A 19,031-nucleotide genomic window follows, 5' to 3' on the forward strand; every position below is an offset into this window, starting at 1 on the left:
ACCTTCTATGGCATTTGAGGGATTGGCCGAACGGCTGCAAGGCACGATGAAAAAAATCACCGGCAAAGGGAAAGTTTCCGAGCAAGATGTTAAGGAAATGACCCGGGAAGTGCGCCTTGCCTTGCTGGAAGCTGATGTTAACTTTAAAGTTGTCAAGGATTTAATCAAACGCATTAAAGAGCGTGCTGTCGGCCAGGAGGTAATGGAAAGCTTAACACCCGGTCAACAGGTCATTAAAGTGGTTAAAGAAGAATTATCCGAATTGATGGGCGGCGAACAAAGCAAGATTGCTGTATCGGATCGACCGCCTACTGTCATTATGGTGGCAGGTCTGCAGGGGGCCGGAAAAACGACAACAAGCGGCAAATTGGCAAACCATTTGCGCAAGAAACACAATCGCAACCCACTCTTGGTTGCTGCTGACGTTTATCGACCTGCAGCTGTCGATCAGCTTGAAACAGTTGGCCAGCAGCTTGAAATGCCCGTTTTTTCCAAGGGCACTGACGCTGATCCGGTTGACATAGCAAAAGAGGCAGTCGAACAGGCCAAAGCTGAACATCACGACTATGTTATCATTGATACGGCCGGTCGCCTCCATGTGGATGAAAATCTTATGGGTGAATTGGAACAAATCAAAGCTGCCGTCAACCCGGACGAAATATTTCTTGTGGTCGACGCGATGACTGGCCAGGATGCTGTCAACGTAGCTCAAAGTTTCAATGAACAACTGGAACTCTCAGGTGTTGTTCTGTCTAAACTTGACGGCGATACACGCGGTGGTGCGGCACTTTCGATCAGAGCCGTAACAGGAACACCGATCAAATTTGCCGGTATGGGGGAAAAACTTGATCAGCTTGAGCCGTTTCGTCCTGAAGGTATGGCGTCACGAATACTGGGCATGGGTGATGTGTTAAGTCTGATTGACAAAGCTGAAACGAACGTCAACGAGAAGCAGGCGAAAGAACTTGAAGAAAAAATGCGCACGATGTCTTTCACATTTGATGATTTTCTGGAACAGATGGGCCAGGTAAAAAACATGGGTCCATTGGAAGATTTAATGTCCATGATTCCCGGCGCCAACAAAATGAAAGGACTCAAAAATGCACAGCTTGATGAAAAGCAGCTGGTGTATGTTGAAGCAATTATTCAATCGATGACCAAAGCTGAACGTCAGGATCCGGGCTTAATGAATGCGAGCCGAAAAAAGCGAATTGCTAAAGGTTCTGGAACATCCGTTTCCCAAGTTAATCGTCTGCTAAAACAGTTCAATGAAATGAAAAAAATGATGAAACAAATGACCAATACGCCAAAAGGCAAAAAAGGCAAAGGCATGAACATGCCATTTATGTAAATAAGAAAGACTCGGGGGGCTCCTCTGATCTTCTTCTTCTCAGAGGTCAGGTGCGGGAATCCCGATTTCAGTAAGATATAAATTTCATATCTGCTGTAATGAAAAAACACTTTACAGACCTTAATCTATCTGTTAGAATTTAAAATTGTGAAATGAGAGTTATTGGAGGTGACATTATGGCAGTAAAAATCCGCATGAAGCGTATGGGAGCAAAGCGTAATCCATTTTACCGCATTGTTGTAGCTGATTCACGTTCACCAAGGGACGGTCGTTTTATTGAGCAGATTGGAACATATAATCCGGTTGCGAATCCAATTGAAGTTAAAATAGATGAGGATAAAGCTCTGGATTGGATGACAAATGGCGCCAAGCCGAGTGATACAGTCCGTAACCTTTTCTCTAAACAAGGCATCATGACAAAATTCCACGAACAGAAAAACTAACCGTAAAGTAGTGTGATAATCATGAAAGCCCTGATTGAAACGATTGTAACGCCATTAGTCGATCATCCTGAGGACATCGTCGTGACGGAAGCAGAAGAAGATTCAAAAGTAGTCTATCACCTGACCGTCAATCAAAACGATGTCGGTAAGGTGATTGGTAAAAATGGACGGATTGCCAAAGCAATTCGGACAGTTGTTTATGCTGCAAAAACGGAATCAAACAATCGTATTTATTTAGATATTATGTAAAGGGAGAGGGGACACCTTTCCCTTTTTACAAATCTGATGGATTCATCTCTATTTCAAAGTGTAGAGAGAGCGGGGAACCAATATGCAAATCATTAAAAAGGTCCTGATAAAACAAATTGTCACTGAAAAAAGCAAAGAAAAATTACGCAACAATTTTAACGATCATAAAATGCGGCTTGAACAAGAGTGTCAACAATTAAGGTTTGAACAACGCAAACTTGAAAACAAACGAAGCATGTCCAAACAGGAACTTTCTCAGCGTTTTCAGCAGGAAATAAAAAACCGAAAAGAAAAAATTAAACTCGTTGATTTTAAAATTGAACAATTGGATATTCTGGAACTTGGCAGTGAAATTACCGAAAAAGAAGTTGAAGCTCTTGTTGAAGTCAAAGAAGGATCGCATTGGAACGAAATCATGGAATCTTCAGCCATCATCATAAAAGATGATGTCGTTGTCCGAATTGATGAATAGCAGGTGATGACATGACAAATATGTTTAATGTCGGAAAAATTGTCAATACACATGGCATAAAAGGTGAAGTTAAAGTTCAGCGTATAACAGATTTTGAAGACCGCTTTCATAGCGGCGGCCGTTTATTTCTGGAGAAGGAAAATGGTCAGCTGCTGGAGTTGGAAATTGATGGCCATCGCATACATAAAGGGTTTGATTTGGTACAGTTTTCGGGTTTTAACAATATTAACGATGTTGAACAGTTTAAAGGCCTTAACTTGAAGATCGATGAGGAGCAGCAGACTGAACTGGATAAAAATGAATTTTATTTTCATGAAATTATCGGGTGTGTTGTTTACCTGACAAATGGTGAAAAACTTGGAATCATCAAAGAAATCCTCACCCCCGGTGCAAACGATGTGTGGGTGGTGAGCCGTAAGGACGAAAAAGATGTATTAATCCCTTATGTTGAAGGTATTGTGAAAGAGGTAGACATATCGGAACAAAAAGTAACCATTGAACCAATGGAAGGATTGCTTGACTGATGCATATTGATGTACTGACTTTATTCCCGGAGATGATTTCAGGTGTATTTAATGCTTCGATTTTACAAAAAGCGCAGGAAAAAGAAAAATTCAGCTATCAACTGGTAAACTTCCGGGATTACTCTAAAAACAAACATATGAAGGTAGATGATTATCCTTACGGGGGAGGTGCAGGAATGGTGCTGACACCACAGCCCGTTTTTGATGCGGTGGATGCCGTAACAAAGAAGAAACAAACGAAACCGCGTATCATTTTAATGTGTCCGCAGGGTGAACCATATAATCAGCAAAAAGCGGAAGAATTGGCTGAAGAAGACCATCTCGTATTCATCTGTGGTCACTATGAGGGGTATGATGAGCGAATCAGGCAACAGCTTATCACCGATGAGATTTCAATCGGTGACTATGTTTTGACCGGCGGTGAACTTGGTGCTATGGCTGTAATTGACAGTGTTGTCAGATTATTGCCCGATGTGCTGGGCAATACGGAATCAGCCCCGGAGGATTCATTTTCAACCGGCCTTCTCGAACATCCGCATTACACCAGACCCGCAGATTTTCGGGGTATGAAAGTACCGGACGTACTGTTATCAGGAAATCATGCGAAGATTGATGAATGGCGAAGAAGGGAATCGCTGAAACGTACCTTTGAAAGGCGGAAAGATTTAATCGATGAAGCGGATTTAACAGAAGAAGAAAAAAAATTATTCGATGAAAGTTAGTGTTGAACTCACTGCTTTATTATGATATATTAATCATTGTGCTTAAGTTCGTTTAAGCGCGCTAAAACGATGTTCCGCTGTCCCATAGAGTGATATGAGCATTAGTTTGGAAGGAGTGAACCAGGATGCAAAACATAATCGAAGAAGTGACAAAAGATCAGCTTCGTACAGATCATCCTGATTTCCGCCCCGGTGACACTGTGAAAGTTCACCTTAAAGTTATTGAAGGCACACGTGAACGTGTTCAGGTATTTGAAGGTGTTGTCATCAAACGCCAAGGCGGCGGAATCAGTGAAACATTTACGGTAAGAAAAATTTCTTACGGTATCGGTGTAGAGCGTACAATCCCGCTCCATTCACCACGTATTGCGAAAATCGAAGTTTCCCGCCGTGGTATTGTTCGTCGCGCGAAACTGTATTATCTTCGTAATCTGCGCGGTAAAGCAGCACGTATTAAAGAACGCCGCTAATCCGTCAAATGGAACAATCATTGTAAAGGGGCTTGTTTTATTCATACAAGCTCCTTTTTACATTGAATACATTCATGAACTGACATGGTATAATAAAAACACAATGACATATATGCAGCAGGCGGTGGGGAATTTATGGAGAAAGTGAAAAGTGAGTGGTTTGACTGGATAAAAGCTTTATTAATAGCGTTTGGTCTGTTTTTTATCATTCGAACCTTCTTTTTTGCACCGATTGTTGTTGACGGCCCATCCATGATGCCGACATTACATAACGGGGATCAAATGATTGTCAATAAATTTGTATATCAGATACAAGAACCTGACCGTTTTGATATTGTTGTGTTTCATGCATCCGACCGAAAAGATTTTATCAAACGTATTATTGGTTTGCCGGGAGAACATGTGGCTGTCGAAAATGATCAATTATATATTAATGGTGAGCAGGTGAAGGAATCTTTCTTGAGGGAACGAAAAGAAAAGATGCCATCTTATCAGACATTAACGGGAGACTTTCAGCTGGAAAATCTTCCTGGAGGACACGAAACAATTCCGGAAAACCATGTTTTGGTACTGGGTGATAATCGCAATAACTCTACTGACAGCCGAATACTTGGTGTCGTGTCAATGGACCAGATCGTCGGAAAAACAAGCCTGATCTATTGGCCGCTTGATCGAATACAGATAATACACGATTAGGATGATGGAAATGTCGATACAATGGTTCCCGGGACATATGGCTAAGGCTAAGCGGGAAGTTGAAGAGAAGCTGAAATTAGCTGATTTTGTGATGGAGCTTGTTGATGCCCGTGCACCAATGTCCTCTCAAAATCCGATGCTACAGGATGTATTGCAGCAAAAACCCAAAATGATTGTGATGATGAAAAAAGACCTCGCTGATGATAAAATCACCGATAAATGGCTCCGTCATTTCAGTGATGAAGGGGTATCAGCAATAGCTATCGATGTTAATAATAAAGCAGATATAAAACGTGTCATTCAAACCGCTAAAGACCTCGGGCGAGCCAAAATGGATAAGTTAAAGGAAAAGGGTATTAATCCGCGTCCGGCTCGTGCAATGATTATCGGTATTCCAAACGTTGGCAAGTCAACGCTTATAAATCGTCTTGCAAATAAAAAAATAGCCCAGATTGGGGACAAACCAGGTGTCACGAAAAAACAGCAATGGATTAAAGTGAAAAATGATTTTGAGCTGCTTGATACACCGGGAATTTTGTGGCCCAAGTTTGAAGATGAAATGGTCGGTTACCGTTTGGCGACCATCGGGACAATAAAAGATCAATTGCTGCCGCTGGAGGATATAGCAGCATTTGCCATAAAATATATGAAGGAATATTATCCAGCACAATTGGAAGAACGTTACGGGATAACCCCTGAACACATTGATATGTGGGATATTTTTGTTTCCATCGGTAAGCAGCGCGGGGCATTGGAAAGCGGCGGCAATGTTAATTTTGAAAAAGTTGCTGATCTCTTCATCCACGATTTAAGATCAGGGAAACTCGGCGATATGACATTTGAAACACCCCCGGAAAGCTAAGCTTACTGGGGGTGTTTCAAACTTTTTACGCAAGACTATTTTTAATTTCTTTAGTGCTTTACTACTGAAGTTGATGTAAAGTGCGAAACAAAATCTTGTTAGATTATTTGAAAAAGCTTTCTGGCGACGCAGCTCAGAATTTCTCGCTTTCCGTGGTCTCACCACGAGCCTCCTCGTGAGAAAAAACCGCTCACTGCGGGGTCTAAAAGAGCTCGCTGTCCCACAGGAGTCTCGCATATTCCAACTGTTTTAATAACGCTACTCATTAAAATAGCTAACTACAATGCGCACTTTTCAGCGTAGGCAATATACTAGAGACTCCAATGGGAACAGCACGTGTCGTGACGCCCCCGCAAGAAAGCGGTCTTTGCTTTCTGAGGAGGCTGAGGCCGTGCCCATGGAAAGCGTAGTATATTGCCGGAGCGTTTCTAAACACTCGGGTGTCAATCAGAATGGACTTACAGTACGTCGCAGTTTATGGATTTTTGTGTCAAAATAATCATGTATAGTTATCTGCAAGTCCTTCTTTGAAGCTGGCCTGATACAAAAATCAAAACGCTCCGGCACCGCCGCCTCCTGTTGCAGCAGTCGTGTTCGACGTATTAACCTGAGTGACGGCTGTGTAAAGTGCTGCATTAGCAGCGCTGAATGATGTTGTCGCATATACAGGATTATGCAGCAGCGGATAATACATTTCTGCTGTTGAAAGCGGCCCTGAAGTGTTGCATTGTTCCCCGTATTCTTCACCGGCACCGAGTACAATAGCATATGCCAGCCTCCGTTCTGCTGCAGCCGGGTCAGAACCGATGGGATAGTTTTTATCTTTAAATGAAGCACGAGTTTGTGTTATGCCATATTTCAGTCGCCTTATATCCTTTTTCCAGTAATATTCCGGAATAACTAATAACGTTATGATTGATAATCCGTAAAAAATCAGTGTCATAATCACAGCTGGTTCAAATGTAAAACTTACTGCTGACATCAGCAGCAAAATAAAATAATAACCAGAAAGAACCCATTTATTCCGGTGAAATAACAGACCGGGTACAGTTATGATCCCTGCAATTAGTGGCAGCAGCCATTGCGCTGTCGAACCGATCGTATCAATTGTGGTAAAATAATAGAAAAGACCGGAAGAAACGATAAGCAATGGAATCGAAACAAAAGAAAACTTTTTAAAAGGCTTTTTTAATTGCTGATAGTTATCTCTTTCTTTTACTTTGTCTGTCCACTCGTCAAAATGAGTTCTGAAATCATCCGCTTTTTCTTTTTTTGCCTCATCAGTTTCATCTTCTTGGGCGGTGAGTGATTCAAGCAAAAAATAGGCCCCTTTTTCGTCCTTTTCCCTGAAAAGCCAGTTCCGTAAGAATTGATCAGCATGGTCTGTCTCGCTTTCCCGGCCGCACCAGGTAAACCTGTAAGTCTCACTGTCTTTATTTAGCATGGAAGGGACTTTTTCAAGTGTAATAATGCCCCGCTGCTTTAATGAAAATAGTCCGGCAATGAAACTGTCATCCGGCAGATGTGCATCTTCCTTCAAATATTTGACAAATAATGGGTCCGTATCTTCAACCAGCCCGTGCAACGAATCTATATCTTTGCTGCCGCGGTAGCGATTAGGATGTACAATGAATATGATCACGGAACCTGAGGCAAGTATGCCGAGTAAAATTAAAACGATCGGTGTGATATTGGCCATATTGGCTTCGAGATTTTCTGATCGTTCAGCTAATTCCTGTTCTTCTGAAAGAATCGTATCGTTCATACGCTTGTCACTCGTCAGCTCCATATTGTTCAACTGATTAGACGGGAAAACGAAACGTATCTGTGAATTGCTGCCTGCTTCAAAGTGTGAATTATGATATTGAATTCCGTTGTCTCCTGAAGTCAGATTTCCTGTTTCATCTTTGTGCAGAAAGAAATGCTGATTTTCTTCGTTGGTCCCTTCAGGCGGATGTATATTAATCGTGAGGTTATTCAAGTCCGTTTCATTTGAATCATCAAAAAATGCATATTTCAAATCGGCAACATCGGTATACTTTTTAATAGAGCCTTCTATCTTATAACGATAAAGTACGCTCTTTGTTTCATCAGTTGAATCTGAAAATATTTTATACGTATTATCATCTTCTTCTGTCTCCAACGAAGTGAGGTTTTCCGTCGAAACTGAAGGGTCTTTGTCTTCCGTCAGATAAGCCTCAAAATTTTTCTCATCTGATTCAATCGCCCGGGTCATACCTTCATAAGAGCCGTTAAATGTATACGTGAACAATTCTCTGACACTGATGGATCCATCTTCTTGTATTTGCGCATCAATGGTTACTTCATCTATTGAAAACGACCGGTCGTCTGAACAAGCTGATAAAGTAAGTATTAATATAAATAGAATGAGGCAGGTGACTATTTTTTTCATGAAAATGCCCTCCTTGTTAGCTTCTTTATGTAATACGATCAAACAAACCATAATGTTTCACAAAACATGATGTTTTTCAGGTCGTTCGCTTTCAAACCTTCATTTATCGATGTAAACTATATATAGTTAGTCTATTCAATTTTTATAGTATAGACTGATATAAAAATCACAGGATGCAGGTGACCAAATTGGAAAAACAATCGATAGCTATCTTAAAACAATTATTCGAAACCGATGATTTAGATGAAACGGCAATAAATGAATTGAAACGGGACGAAAGAAAAGGGGTTCAGCAGCTGATTGCCAAATATGAGCGAAAAAAATCAACCGAAAAAGTATTGGAAAAACAATTTATTCAGATGAGCCGTTATGAACAAAAATGTTATGCAGACGGAGTACATTATATTGCCGGAATGGACGAAGCAGGCAGGGGGCCTCTGGCAGGTCCGGTTGTGGCCGCAGCAGTTATTTTACCGCGCGATTTTAAACTGCTTGGCTTGAATGACTCCAAACAATTAAATGAAAACATGCGTGATCAATACTTTACTATTATAAAAAATCAGGCTGTCGACTATGGCATTTCAATCATAGAGAGTCAAAAAATAGATCAAGTTAATATTTACGAAGCTACCAAAATGGCAATGTACGATGCGGTAAATCAGCTGGATCCGGCACCAGAGCATGTGCTGATTGATGCTGTATCGCTTGAGCTGCCTTGTAATTCCGAGGCTATCACTAAAGGTGATCAGAAAAGTATATCGATAGCAGCCGCAAGCATTTTAGCAAAAGTAACACGTGATAATATAATGAAAGATTTACATAAAGCGTATCCATCATATGGATTTGCCTTCAATATGGGTTATGGCACCAAACAGCATATAGCCACTATTAAAAAAGAAGGCATCACGCCTTATCATCGGACGTCATTTGCACCGGTACGTCAGGCTTAATAGAGAAAGAGTTTTATGAATGTCTGGAACCTGTCCGGGAATCGAATAACTCCATCAGCCATTTTCAATTCATCGCAGCTGTTACGACCAGGGCAAATTATTCAAGGCAACATTGTGAAAATATATCCCGATCAAAAAGCGCAAATTCAGCTGGGAACACACAAAATGACTGCGCAATTGGAAACCTCTTTAACGGTTAGCGCCAGATACCATTTTCAAGTACAGCCTTCTGATGATGTTGGGTCATCGGTGAACAGCTGCTTTCACAACTGAATGTTAACGAAACAATTCCCGAAGAACTGTACCAGGTGGTAGCTGAAGTGTTTGCTTTTGTGTACCGAACAGATCAGCGTATGTGAAGATACTAGAGCAAATTTCGACATAAGCCGCTATTTCTTGTTAAATCGATTGTTTTTTTATACAATGGATATGCAGTGAAATTTGATGGGAGGATGAAAGATGAACATTCATGAGTATCAAGGCAAAGATATTTTACGCGAATCAGGCGTAAATGTTCCGAATGGGCATGTCGCATATACAGTGGAAGAAGCAGTCAGCGCTGCCAACAAACTGAACAGTGACGTAAAAGTTGTAAAAGCGCAAATTCATGCCGGCGGACGGGGAAATGCCGGTGGTGTCAAAATTGCTAAAAACATGGATGATGTGCGTACATATGCGGACGAGCTGCTGGGCAAAACTCTGGTGACACATCAGACAGGCCCTGAAGGCAAAGAAGTTAAACGTTTATTAATTGAAGAAGGCTGCGATATTCAAAACGAATATTACGTGGGACTTGTAATGGACCGAGCAACTTCCCGCATTGTCATGATGGCATCAGAAGAAGGCGGTACAGAAATTGAAGAAGTAGCTGCCGAAACCCCTGAGAAAATTTTCAAAGAAGTGATAGACCCGGTTGTTGGCCTTTCAGGTTATCAAGCTCGCAGACTAGCATTTAACATCAATATTCCTGATGAATTGATTGGAAGCGCTGCTAAATTCATGATTGGGCTCTATAACGTATTTATTGAAAAAGACTGTTCCATAGCTGAAATCAATCCGCTTGTTACAACCGGTGATGGTCAGGTGATGGCACTTGATTCCAAATTGAATTTTGATGATAATGCCATGTTCCGTCAAAAAAATATAATGGAACTGCGCGATCTCGAAGAAGAAGATGAAAAAGAAATTGAAGCGTCCAAGTATGACTTGAGCTATGTCGCGTTGGACGGCAACATTGGCTGCATGGTTAACGGTGCAGGTCTTGCTATGTCAACAATGGATATTATTAAACATTATGGCGGAGAACCGGCAAACTTCCTGGATGTTGGCGGCGGTGCGACAGCTGAAAAAGTAACAGAAGCATTTAAAATCATTTTGTCCGATTCAAATGTGAAAGGCATTTTCGTAAATATCTTCGGTGGTATCATGAAATGTGATGTTATTGCTGAAGGTGTAGTGGAAGCGACGAAGCAAGTTGGTCTTGAAATCCCGCTTGTTGTGCGTCTTGAAGGCACCAATGTCGAATTAGGCAAGCAAATTCTTGATGATTCAGGATTGAATATCACATCAGCCGGGTCTATGGCTGATGGCGCAGAAAAAATCGTTTCCGCTGTAAAATAATAGTTGAAGACTTTTCAGATAATTAAAGAAAGGACGGACGAAAATGAGTGTATATGTTAATAAAGATACAAAAGTAATTGTTCAAGGAATTACCGGCGGCACAGCCAAATTCCACACAAGACAAATGCTTGATTACGGCACTAAAATTGTTGGCGGTGTCACGCCTAAAAAAGGCGGTACAGATGTGGAGGGTGTTCCCGTATTTAATACGGTTAAAGATGCCGTAGACGAAACCGGCGCCAATGCATCTGTTATTTATGTTCCGGCACCGGCTGCAGCTGATGCCATCCTTGAAGCAGTGGATGCAGAGCTGGATCTTGTCATTTGTATTACCGAACATATCCCTGTCATGGATATGGTAAAAGTGAAACGCGCTATGGAAGGCAAAAAAACACGTTTGGTCGGTCCGAATTGTCCTGGTGTCATTACGGCTGATGAAAGCAAGATTGGAATTATGCCGGGCTACATCCATAAAAAAGGTCATATCGGAGTCGTTTCCCGTTCAGGCACTTTGACATATGAAGCGGTACATCAGCTGTCTGAAGCAGGGTATGGTCAGACGACTGCTGTTGGCATAGGCGGTGACCCTGTAAATGGCACAGATTTTATCGATGCACTGAAAGCATTTAATGAAGACCCGGAAACAGAAGCTGTTGTCATGATTGGCGAAATTGGCGGAACAGCTGAAGAAGAAGCGTCTGAGTGGGTCAAAGCAAATATGGATAAGCCTGTTGTCGGTTTCATCGGCGGTGCGACTGCGCCTCCCGGAAAACGTATGGGACACGCCGGAGCGATCATTTCAGGTGGTAAAGGCACTGCAGAAGAAAAAATCCGTATTATGAATGAATCAGGGATTAATACGGCAGATACACCAGCTGAAATTGGTGAAACCATGATTAATGTGTTAAAAGAAAAGGGTTTGCAGGAAAAATGTAAAACCCATTAAGCTTATTTAATCAAGAGCCCAAAGAATGTACTCTTTGGGCTCCAATTTAATAAAAGGTCGTGATTAATTGGAAAAGGTGCGTAAACGTCTGATTCATATCCATCGATGCCGCGGTATAACCCGCAGAACGATTCGCAAATTTATTCACTATGACCCCACGCTTAAAAGCATCTATAGCCTTAACGCTTCGGAAATCGGCCAATTCTTTTCTCTTGCCCCGAATAAAGCTTCTTTATTTTATTCAGATCTCCGGGCTCCCGCATTAAAGGTCAAAATACAGCATGATATGAAAACGTTCGACATCATAACGGCAGTTGACGGTATCTATCCCAGTGTGTTAAAAACTATTAAAGATAAGCCATTGGTGTTGTATGCCTTAGGCAACCTGCATTTATTGAAAGAAAATCCGCTATTAAGTGTCATCGGAACAAGACGTCCATCACATGAAGCAATGCTTAAACTGAAAAAATATGTCTTGCCTTTGATTCAAAAAGATTGGATAATTGTCAGTGGATTAGCAAAAGGCATTGACAGCTATGCACACCAGATGGCGATCAATAACAACGGAAAAACAATTGCTGTGATTGGAAGCGGATTCAGCCATGTTTATCCGCGGCAAAACATTCAGCTGTTCCATCAAATTGCCGCAAAAGGACTGCTGCTATCTGAATATCCCCCGGACACCCCACCGGAACGGTTTCATTTCCCGGAACGCAATCGAATCATCAGCGGTTTAAGTTTTGGCACATTTGTCATTGAAGCAACGGAAAAAAGCGGGACACTGATAACGGTGGATCAGGCACTTGACCAAGGAAGGGAAGTCTATGCTCTTCCCGGCTCACCTTTGTCACCGCACTCAACCGGATGTCACCAAATGATACAGGATGGGTCAAAACTGGTACAGGAGCCGGAAGACATTTTGGAGGACTGGGAAAGAATGGAACCAAATTGGGTCATATGAATTACTTGAATTTCATAACATGTTTGACAAACACAATGTAACTCTTTAATATTAGTGAAGATTTCCAAGTCAATTTTTTGGATGCAATACTGGGAGGAAGCGATATGTCTGATTACCTGGTGATTGTGGAATCGCCGGCTAAAGCGAAAACAATCGAACGTTATTTAGGTAAAAAATATAAAGTTAAAGCATCGATGGGTCATGTCCGTGATTTGCCGAAAAGTCAAACCGGTGTAGATCCTGACGACTCTTTTAAACCAAAATACATTACAGTGCGCGGTAAAGGCGACGTTTTGAAAGATTTACGATCATCGGCTAAAAAGGCCAAAAAAGTTTATCTGGCAGCTGACCCTGACCGTGAAGGCGAAGCAATTGCCTGGCATTTAGCTCATGCTTTAAATATTGACGAAGATTCAGAGTGCAGAGTGGTTTTCAATGAAATTACAAAAGATGCGATTAAAGAATCGTTTAAACACCCGCGGTCCATTGACCACGATCTCGTGGATGCGCAGCAAGCCAGGCGTATCCTCGATCGTCTTGTCGGGTATAAAATCAGCCCTTTACTATGGAAAAAAGTCAAACGGGGTCTTAGTGCCGGGAGAGTTCAGTCCGTAGCTGTCAAGGTGATCATTGACCGTGAAAAAGAAATTCAGAATTTCAAACCTGAAGAATATTGGTCTATTGACGCTCAATTTCAAAAAGATGATGACAGTTTTGAAGGATCTTTTTATGGAATTGACGGGAAAAAACAAGAGCTGAAATCTGAAGAGGATGTCAAAGCGGTTACGGAAAAACTGGACGGCAAACAGTTCTCGATTGATAAAGTCAATAAACGTGAACGGAAACGTAATCCTGCCAAACCATTCATTACGTCGTCACTTCAGCAGGAAGCCGCCCGGAAACTGAACTTCCGAGCTAAAAAAACCATGATGGTTGCCCAGCAGCTTTATGAAGGGATTGACCTTGGTAAGAAAGCCGGTGGCATAACCGGTCTCATAACATACATGCGTACGGATTCCACAAGGATTTCGGAGACTGCCAAACAGGAGACAAAAGGCTATATTGAAGAGAACTATGGGAAAAGCTATCTGGGGTTTTCCGGAAAAGCAAAAAAACAAGAAGGTGCTCAGGATGCCCATGAAGCTGTAAGGCCGACTTCCATCATGCGCGATCCTAAGTCCCTAAAACCTGTTTTATCGCGTGATCAATACCGCCTTTATAAGCTTATCTGGGAGCGTTATCTGGCGAGTCAAATGGCGCCGGCTGTTATGGATACGATGACCGTCCATTTGCTGAATAATGGCGTTGAATTCAGGGCGACCGGGTCAAAAGTGAAATTCAAAGGCTTCATGAAAGTATATGTAGAAGGCAGCGATGATAAGAAAAAGGATGAAAATAAATATTTACCTGACTTATCCGAGGGAATGACTGCACATGCTCAAGAGATCACCCCAAACCAGCACTTCACCCAACCGCCGCCAAGATATACCGAAGCGAGACTGGTCAGAACTATGGAAGAAAAGGGGATTGGGCGTCCTTCAACGTATGCACCGACTCTGGACACAATTCAGCGTCGTGGTTATGTTCAATTGGACAACAAACGATTTGTCCCTACGGAGCTTGGTGAAATTATTAACGATATTCTGAAGGAATTTTTCCCTAAAATCATTGATATTGATTTTTCGGTCCAAATGGAAGAAGATTTGGACTCGGTTGAAGAAGGGAAAGCCGAATGGGTCAAAGTTCTGGATGACTTTTACGGTGACTTCCGAAAACGGCTGGAAAAAGCAGAACAGGAAATGGAAAAGATTGAGATAAGAGATGAGCCTGCCGGAATCACATGTGAAAATTGCGGTCATGAAATGGTTTATAAAATGGGAAGATATGGTAAGTTTCTGGCTTGCTCCAATTTTCCAGAGTGCCGTAATACGAAACCGATTTTGAAAAAAATAGGGGTTACATGTCCTAAATGCAAACAAGGTGACGTCGTTGAACGAAAATCGAAGAAGAATCGAAAATTTTATGGATGTGAACGTTATCCTGAATGTGATTTTGTCTCATGGGATAAACCTATTTCAAGACCGTGTCCGAGATGTGATTCATTGCTTGTTGAAAAGAAAACTAAAAAAGAAACACGTGTACAATGCACGAATTGTGATTATAAAGAGAGTGCTGAAAACTGACTGCCTGCATATAACAGGCAGTTTTCTTTTTGTTTGAACAGGGTATTGATTAAAGGACTTGAATTGAAATATGGCAGTTTTTTAACAATGTTTAATAGTTTTTTGATAATTCAATTCTTATGTATTGACTAACCAGATTGAAACAGATATAATTGCGCATTGGTAAGGTAATTTACTTGACAGTATCAATGAATACACTTGATATAGTTGGGCGATTAGGAGACTTTGCTCATTTTTTTCGAATGAATTGCGCTCATTTCAGAATTTTGTTATTATTTAGTTAAGTTCATTGCTTTGGTATTGTTTTTATGGTATGCTTTACAAGCTTGTAACGAGGTGTGAAATTGAGTAATTTTACTGAGCAAAGCAAGGCATTCAAAATGTTTTTGCAAGTTGAAAAAAATGCTTCGCCATATACCGTTCAAAGTTATATGGATGATTTGGAAGACTTTAATTTATTTTTAATTCAAGAAAATATCAGCAACCTGAAAGATGTTGATTACCGTACAATCCGTGTCTATCTGACAAGGCTATATGAGAAAAAACTGGGGAGACGGTCTGTTTCACGGAAAATATCCAGTCTGAAAAGTTTTTACCGATATATGGAACAAAATGACCTTGTGGCAGATAACCCATTTATCTATATCAGCCTGCCAAAAGCTGCTAAGCCCATACCAGGGTTTCTTTATACGGAAGAATTGGAAAAATTGTTTGAGATAAATGATTTAGATGATCCGATTGGGCAGCGGAATCAAGCATTAATTGAAACACTTTATGCCACGGGGATTCGTGTGAGTGAATGTCAGCGGATGGAAATTAAAGATATTGATTTTTCGATCAGTACTATGTTCATTCGAGGGAAGGGCAATAAGGAACGCTATGTCCCGTTTGGCCGCTTTGCAGAAGTTGCACTCGAAATGTACATAAATAATGGAAGAAGAAAATTGCGGGAAAAATCACCAGCTGCAACAAATGCTATTTTTTTGAATGCCAGAGGCGGACCATTGACTGCCAGAGGGATGCGGCTGATTTTAAATAAAATGGTTGAAAAAGCTGCTTTGACAGTTCATGTCCACCCGCATAAACTGCGTCACACTTTTGCAACGCATATGCTGAACGAAGGGGCTGATCTCCGGACGGTTCAGGAATTGCTGGGGCATGAGAATTTATCTTCGACGCAGATATATACACATGTCACCAAAGACCGTTTGCGTCATGTATATATGAATAGTCATCCACGTGCTAAGAGTGATTTCTTCTTAAAGAGAGGTGATGAAAGTGACAACTGAGATGCATGCCACGACAATCTTTGCCCTCAGGCATGGTGGTCAATGTGCCATGAGCGGTGACGGGCAAGTGACAATGGGCGATGCTGTTGTTATGAAACATAATGCCAGGAAAGTCCGAGTGCTATACCAGGGGCAGGTGCTCGCCGGGTTTGCAGGTTCTGTTGCAGACGCCTTTACGTTGTTTGAAAAATTCGAAGGGAAACTTGAGGCTTTTGATGGCAACCTGGCAAGAGCTGCGGTTGAATTGGCAAAAGAATGGCGGAGTGATAAAGTTTTGCGGAAACTTGAAGCATTGCTTATCGTTATGAATAAGGATAAGATGTTTCTGGTATCAGGAACCGGTGAGGTCATTGAGCCTGATGATGGCATTCTCGCAATTGGTTCAGGAGGAAACTATGCTTTGAGTGCCGGCAGGGCGTTAGTGAGACATGCAGACGGATTGACAGCTAAGGAGATAGCTCAAACAGCATTGGAAATTGCCAGTGAAGTCTGTGTCTATACGAATGACCATATTACCCTGGAGGTACTTGATGAATAAGGAGGCCTTGTTTGAATGGGAATTGACTATACTCCAAAACAAATCGTAAATCAGCTGGATCAATATATAGTCGGTCAGGCCGACGCAAAAAAATCGGTCGCTGTAGCACTAAGAAACAGGTACCGCCGGAATAAACTTGACGACAAGATAAAAGATGAGATTGTCCCGAAGAACATTCTGATGATCGGTCCGACTGGTGTCGGCAAGACGGAAATTGCACGGCGACTTGCAAACTTGGTCGGTGCGCCTTTTGTCAAAGTGGAAGCCACCAAGTTTACCGAAGTCGGTTATGTTGGACGTGATGTTGAGTCGATGGTTCGTGATTTGGTTGAAATGGCCTTGCGAAAGGTAAAAGAAGAAAAAATGAATGAAGTGAAAGACCGTGCGGAAAAGGAAGCAAACAGGAAACTCGTAGAACTGCTCGTGCCACAGGCTAAAAAACAGAACAATAATAACAATATGAAGAACCCATTCGAGATGTTATTTGCCGGACAGGAAAATAATGATGACGACGACAATGATTCTTCTCCCAAAGATGAAGAAATCCGCAATAAGCGCAAACGGGTGGAGCATCAACTGGAATTGGGCGAATTGGAAGATAGTATCGTAACGGTTGAAATTGAAGAGCAATCATCATCAATGTTCGATATGCTGCAAGGATCCGGGATGGAGCAGATGGGAATGAACATGCAGGATGCTCTCGGTCAATTCATGCCGAAGAAAACAAAGAAGCGTAAACTTCCTGTTTCTGAAGCCCGGAAAGTGCTGGCCACTCAGGAAGCTCAAAAGCTTGTCGACATGGATGAAGCAGCTCAAGAGGCCGTTAACCGTGCAGAGCAGTCGGGGATTCTTTTCATCGATGAAATCGATAAAGTCTCCGGCAAACAGGACAATCAGACGAATGTCTCAAGAGAAGGCGTACAGCGGGATATTCTGCCAATTGTGGAAGGCTCGACGGTCGTCACAAAGCATGGCCCCGTGAAGACAGACCATATGCTGTTTATTGCAGCCGGTGCATTTCACAATGCGAAGCCCTCTGATTTAATACCTGAACTTCAGGGTAGATTCCCTATAAGGGTTGAATTAGGGAAATTGGCTGTTGAAGATTTCAAACGGATTCTGATGGAACCTTCAAATGCTTTATTGAAACAATATTCAGCATTATTAAAAACAGAAGGTATAAATGTAAAGTTTACAGACAATGCTGTAAATAGATTGGCAGAAATTGCCTTACAGGTGAATCAGGAGACGGACAATATCGGTGCAAGAAGACTGCATACGATATTGGAAAAACTGCTGGAAGATTTATCATTTGAAGCACCGGATGTTAATATGGAAACGATTGAAATTACAGATGATTATGTTGATAAGAAGTTAAGCAATATTATTAAAAACAAAGACTTAAGTCAGTTTATTCTTTAAACTGACTGAAATGGAGGCTATAAAATGGAACTTTTAGAACGCGCACGAAAAATTAATGCAATGCTGCAAAAAACAACAGGAAAATCAGTGAATTTTAATGACATGTCGGCAACGCTGAGAGATGTCATCAAGGGTAATGTGTTTATTGTCAGCAGACGGGGTAAATTATTGGGTTATGCTATTAATCAGGAAATTGAAAATGAACGCATGAAATCTATGCTGGAAGAAAGACAATTTCCTGAAGAATACACGCAAGGTTTGTTTAATATTTTTGAAACAACAGCCAATCTTGATATCGACAGTCCATTTACCGCTTTTCCGGTAGAGAATCGTGAATTATTCAAAAATGGCTTAACGACCATTGTTCCAATCATCGGTGGGGGAGAACGTCTTGGCACATTGGTGTTGGGCAAGCTGTCTGAGAGTTTCAATGATGATGACCTTCTGCTCGGAGAATACGGTGCAACCGTCGTTGGCATGGAAATTTTGCATGGAAAAACGGAAGAAATTGAAGTGGAAGCCAGGAGTAAAGCGGTAGTACAAATGGCCATCAGTTCACTTTCCTACAGTGAGCTTGAAGCAATTGACCATATTTTCGAAGAGCTGAATGGAAAAGAAGGATTGCTGGTTGCCAGTAAAATTGCTGACAGAGTCGGCATTACCAGATCAGTTATCGTTAATGCACTGCGCAAACTTGAAAGCGCCGGGGTAATTGAATCCCGCTCACTCGGAATGAAAGGAACTTACATTAAAGTATTGAACGATAAGTTCCTGGTTGAATTGGAAAAATTACGCTCCAGGTAATTGAACCATATCTATTGAAAAAACGGCTGTCCCGAACAGCCGTTTTTTATGGAAAATTTTTATGTGAATCTAATCATGAAAATTGAAATTTCTTAACTGAACGAAATTAAAGATGA

At 41.5% G+C, this 19,031-nt stretch carries 19 protein-coding genes and 1 pseudogene; 19 read left to right on the forward strand and 1 reads right to left on the reverse strand.

The features are described from left to right. The first annotated feature begins 7 nt into the window (after positions 1-7). The 9 genes from ffh to ylqF all read left to right on the forward strand — a co-directional run bounded on the left by ffh (position 8) and on the right by ylqF (position 5,789). Complete coding sequence (gene ffh / locus AOX59_RS01795; protein ID WP_068440993.1) at positions 8-1,351, forward strand: signal recognition particle protein; 1,344 nt, start codon at positions 8-10, stop codon at positions 1,349-1,351. A 176-nt stretch (positions 1,352-1,527) separates the two neighbouring features. Further along, positions 1,528-1,794, forward strand: a complete 267-nt coding sequence (rpsP, locus tag AOX59_RS01800) for a 30S ribosomal protein S16 (RefSeq protein ID WP_068440996.1) — start codon at positions 1,528-1,530, stop codon at positions 1,792-1,794. Between the two features lie 21 nt (positions 1,795-1,815). Then, positions 1,816-2,043 (forward strand): KH domain-containing protein, encoded by a 228-nt coding sequence (locus tag AOX59_RS01805; protein ID WP_068440998.1) that lies wholly within the window; start codon positions 1,816-1,818, stop codon positions 2,041-2,043. Between the two features lie 82 nt (positions 2,044-2,125). Continuing rightward, positions 2,126-2,515 (forward strand): YlqD family protein, encoded by a 390-nt coding sequence (locus AOX59_RS01810; RefSeq protein WP_068441001.1) that lies wholly within the window; start codon positions 2,126-2,128, stop codon positions 2,513-2,515. 11 nt (positions 2,516-2,526) lie between these two features. Beyond that, positions 2,527-3,039: a ribosome maturation factor RimM gene (rimM, locus tag AOX59_RS01815; protein ID WP_068441004.1), complete on the forward strand. Its 513-nt coding sequence runs from the start codon at positions 2,527-2,529 to the stop codon at positions 3,037-3,039. Beyond that, complete coding sequence (gene trmD / locus AOX59_RS01820) at positions 3,039-3,761, forward strand: tRNA (guanosine(37)-N1)-methyltransferase TrmD (protein ID WP_068441007.1); 723 nt, start codon at positions 3,039-3,041, stop codon at positions 3,759-3,761. The genes rimM and trmD overlap by 1 nt, the downstream gene beginning before the upstream one ends. A 125-nt stretch (positions 3,762-3,886) precedes the next feature. Continuing rightward, entirely contained in the window at positions 3,887-4,231 is a 345-nt protein-coding gene (rplS, locus tag AOX59_RS01825; RefSeq protein ID WP_068441010.1) for a 50S ribosomal protein L19, read from the forward strand. 135 nt (positions 4,232-4,366) lie between these two features. Next, positions 4,367-4,927: a signal peptidase I gene (gene lepB, locus AOX59_RS01830; protein ID WP_068441012.1), complete on the forward strand. Its 561-nt coding sequence runs from the start codon at positions 4,367-4,369 to the stop codon at positions 4,925-4,927. Positions 4,928-4,937: 10 nt separating this feature from the next. Next, the gene (gene ylqF, locus AOX59_RS01835) at positions 4,938-5,789 is read left to right on the forward strand and encodes a ribosome biogenesis GTPase YlqF (protein ID WP_068441015.1); all 852 of its coding nucleotides are present in this window, start codon (positions 4,938-4,940) and stop codon (positions 5,787-5,789) included. 550 nt (positions 5,790-6,339) lie between these two features. On the opposite strand, the gene AOX59_RS01840 is transcribed toward ylqF, so the two are convergent. Continuing rightward, on the reverse strand, positions 6,340-8,202 hold the full coding sequence (locus AOX59_RS01840) for a DUF2207 domain-containing protein (protein ID WP_068441017.1): 1,863 nt from the start codon (positions 8,200-8,202) through the stop codon (positions 6,340-6,342). Positions 8,203-8,390: 188 nt separating this feature from the next. Between AOX59_RS01840 and AOX59_RS01845 the strand changes: the two genes are divergently transcribed. The 10 genes and pseudogenes from AOX59_RS01845 (at position 8,391) to codY (ending at position 18,915) form a co-directional block, all read left to right on the forward strand. Further along, complete coding sequence (locus AOX59_RS01845) at positions 8,391-9,152, forward strand: ribonuclease HII (protein WP_068441020.1); 762 nt, start codon at positions 8,391-8,393, stop codon at positions 9,150-9,152. A 254-nt stretch (positions 9,153-9,406) separates the two neighbouring features. Then, a pseudogene (locus AOX59_RS20635) lies at positions 9,407-9,511 on the forward strand (EscU/YscU/HrcU family type III secretion system export apparatus switch protein); the annotation flags it as partial. Between the two features lie 100 nt (positions 9,512-9,611). Then, the gene (gene sucC / locus AOX59_RS01855; protein WP_068441027.1) at positions 9,612-10,772 is read left to right on the forward strand and encodes an ADP-forming succinate--CoA ligase subunit beta; all 1,161 of its coding nucleotides are present in this window, start codon (positions 9,612-9,614) and stop codon (positions 10,770-10,772) included. 43 nt (positions 10,773-10,815) lie between these two features. After that, positions 10,816-11,718: a succinate--CoA ligase subunit alpha gene (gene sucD, locus AOX59_RS01860; protein WP_068441030.1), complete on the forward strand. Its 903-nt coding sequence runs from the start codon at positions 10,816-10,818 to the stop codon at positions 11,716-11,718. Between the two features lie 286 nt (positions 11,719-12,004). After that, a complete protein-coding gene (dprA, locus tag AOX59_RS01865) occupies positions 12,005-12,679 on the forward strand; it encodes a DNA-processing protein DprA (protein WP_237049349.1) in 675 nt (224 codons plus the stop codon). A 104-nt stretch (positions 12,680-12,783) separates the two neighbouring features. Continuing rightward, positions 12,784-14,862: a type I DNA topoisomerase gene (topA, locus tag AOX59_RS01870; protein ID WP_068441037.1), complete on the forward strand. Its 2,079-nt coding sequence runs from the start codon at positions 12,784-12,786 to the stop codon at positions 14,860-14,862. A 344-nt stretch (positions 14,863-15,206) separates the two neighbouring features. Continuing rightward, positions 15,207-16,151, forward strand: coding sequence for a tyrosine recombinase XerC (xerC, locus tag AOX59_RS01875; protein WP_082684085.1), 945 nt, complete (start codon positions 15,207-15,209; stop codon positions 16,149-16,151). Further along, positions 16,141-16,689, forward strand: coding sequence for an ATP-dependent protease subunit HslV (hslV, locus tag AOX59_RS01880; RefSeq protein WP_068448087.1), 549 nt, complete (start codon positions 16,141-16,143; stop codon positions 16,687-16,689). Before xerC ends, hslV begins: the two co-directional genes overlap by 11 nt. A 15-nt stretch (positions 16,690-16,704) precedes the next feature. After that, positions 16,705-18,111: an ATP-dependent protease ATPase subunit HslU gene (gene hslU, locus AOX59_RS01885; protein ID WP_068441040.1), complete on the forward strand. Its 1,407-nt coding sequence runs from the start codon at positions 16,705-16,707 to the stop codon at positions 18,109-18,111. Positions 18,112-18,135: 24 nt separating this feature from the next. Next, positions 18,136-18,915: a GTP-sensing pleiotropic transcriptional regulator CodY gene (gene codY, locus AOX59_RS01890; protein WP_068441045.1), complete on the forward strand. Its 780-nt coding sequence runs from the start codon at positions 18,136-18,138 to the stop codon at positions 18,913-18,915. Positions 18,916-19,031: the final 116 nt, after the last annotated feature.

The organism is Lentibacillus amyloliquefaciens (assembly GCF_001307805.1).
Taxonomy (GTDB): domain Bacteria; phylum Bacillota; class Bacilli; order Bacillales; family Amphibacillaceae; genus Lentibacillus; species Lentibacillus amyloliquefaciens.

Excerpts from the sequence above, each read along its gene's own strand:
- ffh (WP_068440993.1), top strand. The coding sequence starts at position 8 with ATGGCATTTGAGGGATTGGCCGAACGGCTGCAAGGCACGATGAAAAAA.
- rpsP (WP_068440996.1), top strand. The coding sequence starts at position 1,528 with ATGGCAGTAAAAATCCGCATGAAGCGTATGGGAGCAAAGCGTAATCCA.
- AOX59_RS01805 (WP_068440998.1), top strand. The coding sequence starts at position 1,816 with ATGAAAGCCCTGATTGAAACGATTGTAACGCCATTAGTCGATCATCCT.
- AOX59_RS01810 (WP_068441001.1), top strand. The coding sequence starts at position 2,126 with ATGCAAATCATTAAAAAGGTCCTGATAAAACAAATTGTCACTGAAAAA.
- rimM (WP_068441004.1), top strand. The coding sequence starts at position 2,527 with ATGACAAATATGTTTAATGTCGGAAAAATTGTCAATACACATGGCATA.
- trmD (WP_068441007.1), top strand. The coding sequence starts at position 3,039 with ATGCATATTGATGTACTGACTTTATTCCCGGAGATGATTTCAGGTGTA.
- rplS (WP_068441010.1), top strand. The coding sequence starts at position 3,887 with ATGCAAAACATAATCGAAGAAGTGACAAAAGATCAGCTTCGTACAGAT.
- lepB (WP_068441012.1), top strand. The coding sequence starts at position 4,367 with ATGGAGAAAGTGAAAAGTGAGTGGTTTGACTGGATAAAAGCTTTATTA.
- ylqF (WP_068441015.1), top strand. The coding sequence starts at position 4,938 with ATGTCGATACAATGGTTCCCGGGACATATGGCTAAGGCTAAGCGGGAA.
- AOX59_RS01840 (WP_068441017.1), bottom strand. The coding sequence starts at position 8,202 with ATGAAAAAAATAGTCACCTGCCTCATTCTATTTATATTAATACTTACT.
- sucC (WP_068441027.1), top strand. The coding sequence starts at position 9,612 with ATGAACATTCATGAGTATCAAGGCAAAGATATTTTACGCGAATCAGGC.
- sucD (WP_068441030.1), top strand. The coding sequence starts at position 10,816 with ATGAGTGTATATGTTAATAAAGATACAAAAGTAATTGTTCAAGGAATT.
- dprA (WP_237049349.1), top strand. The coding sequence starts at position 12,005 with ATGAAAACGTTCGACATCATAACGGCAGTTGACGGTATCTATCCCAGT.
- topA (WP_068441037.1), top strand. The coding sequence starts at position 12,784 with ATGTCTGATTACCTGGTGATTGTGGAATCGCCGGCTAAAGCGAAAACA.
- hslU (WP_068441040.1), top strand. The coding sequence starts at position 16,705 with ATGGGAATTGACTATACTCCAAAACAAATCGTAAATCAGCTGGATCAA.
- codY (WP_068441045.1), top strand. The coding sequence starts at position 18,136 with ATGGAACTTTTAGAACGCGCACGAAAAATTAATGCAATGCTGCAAAAA.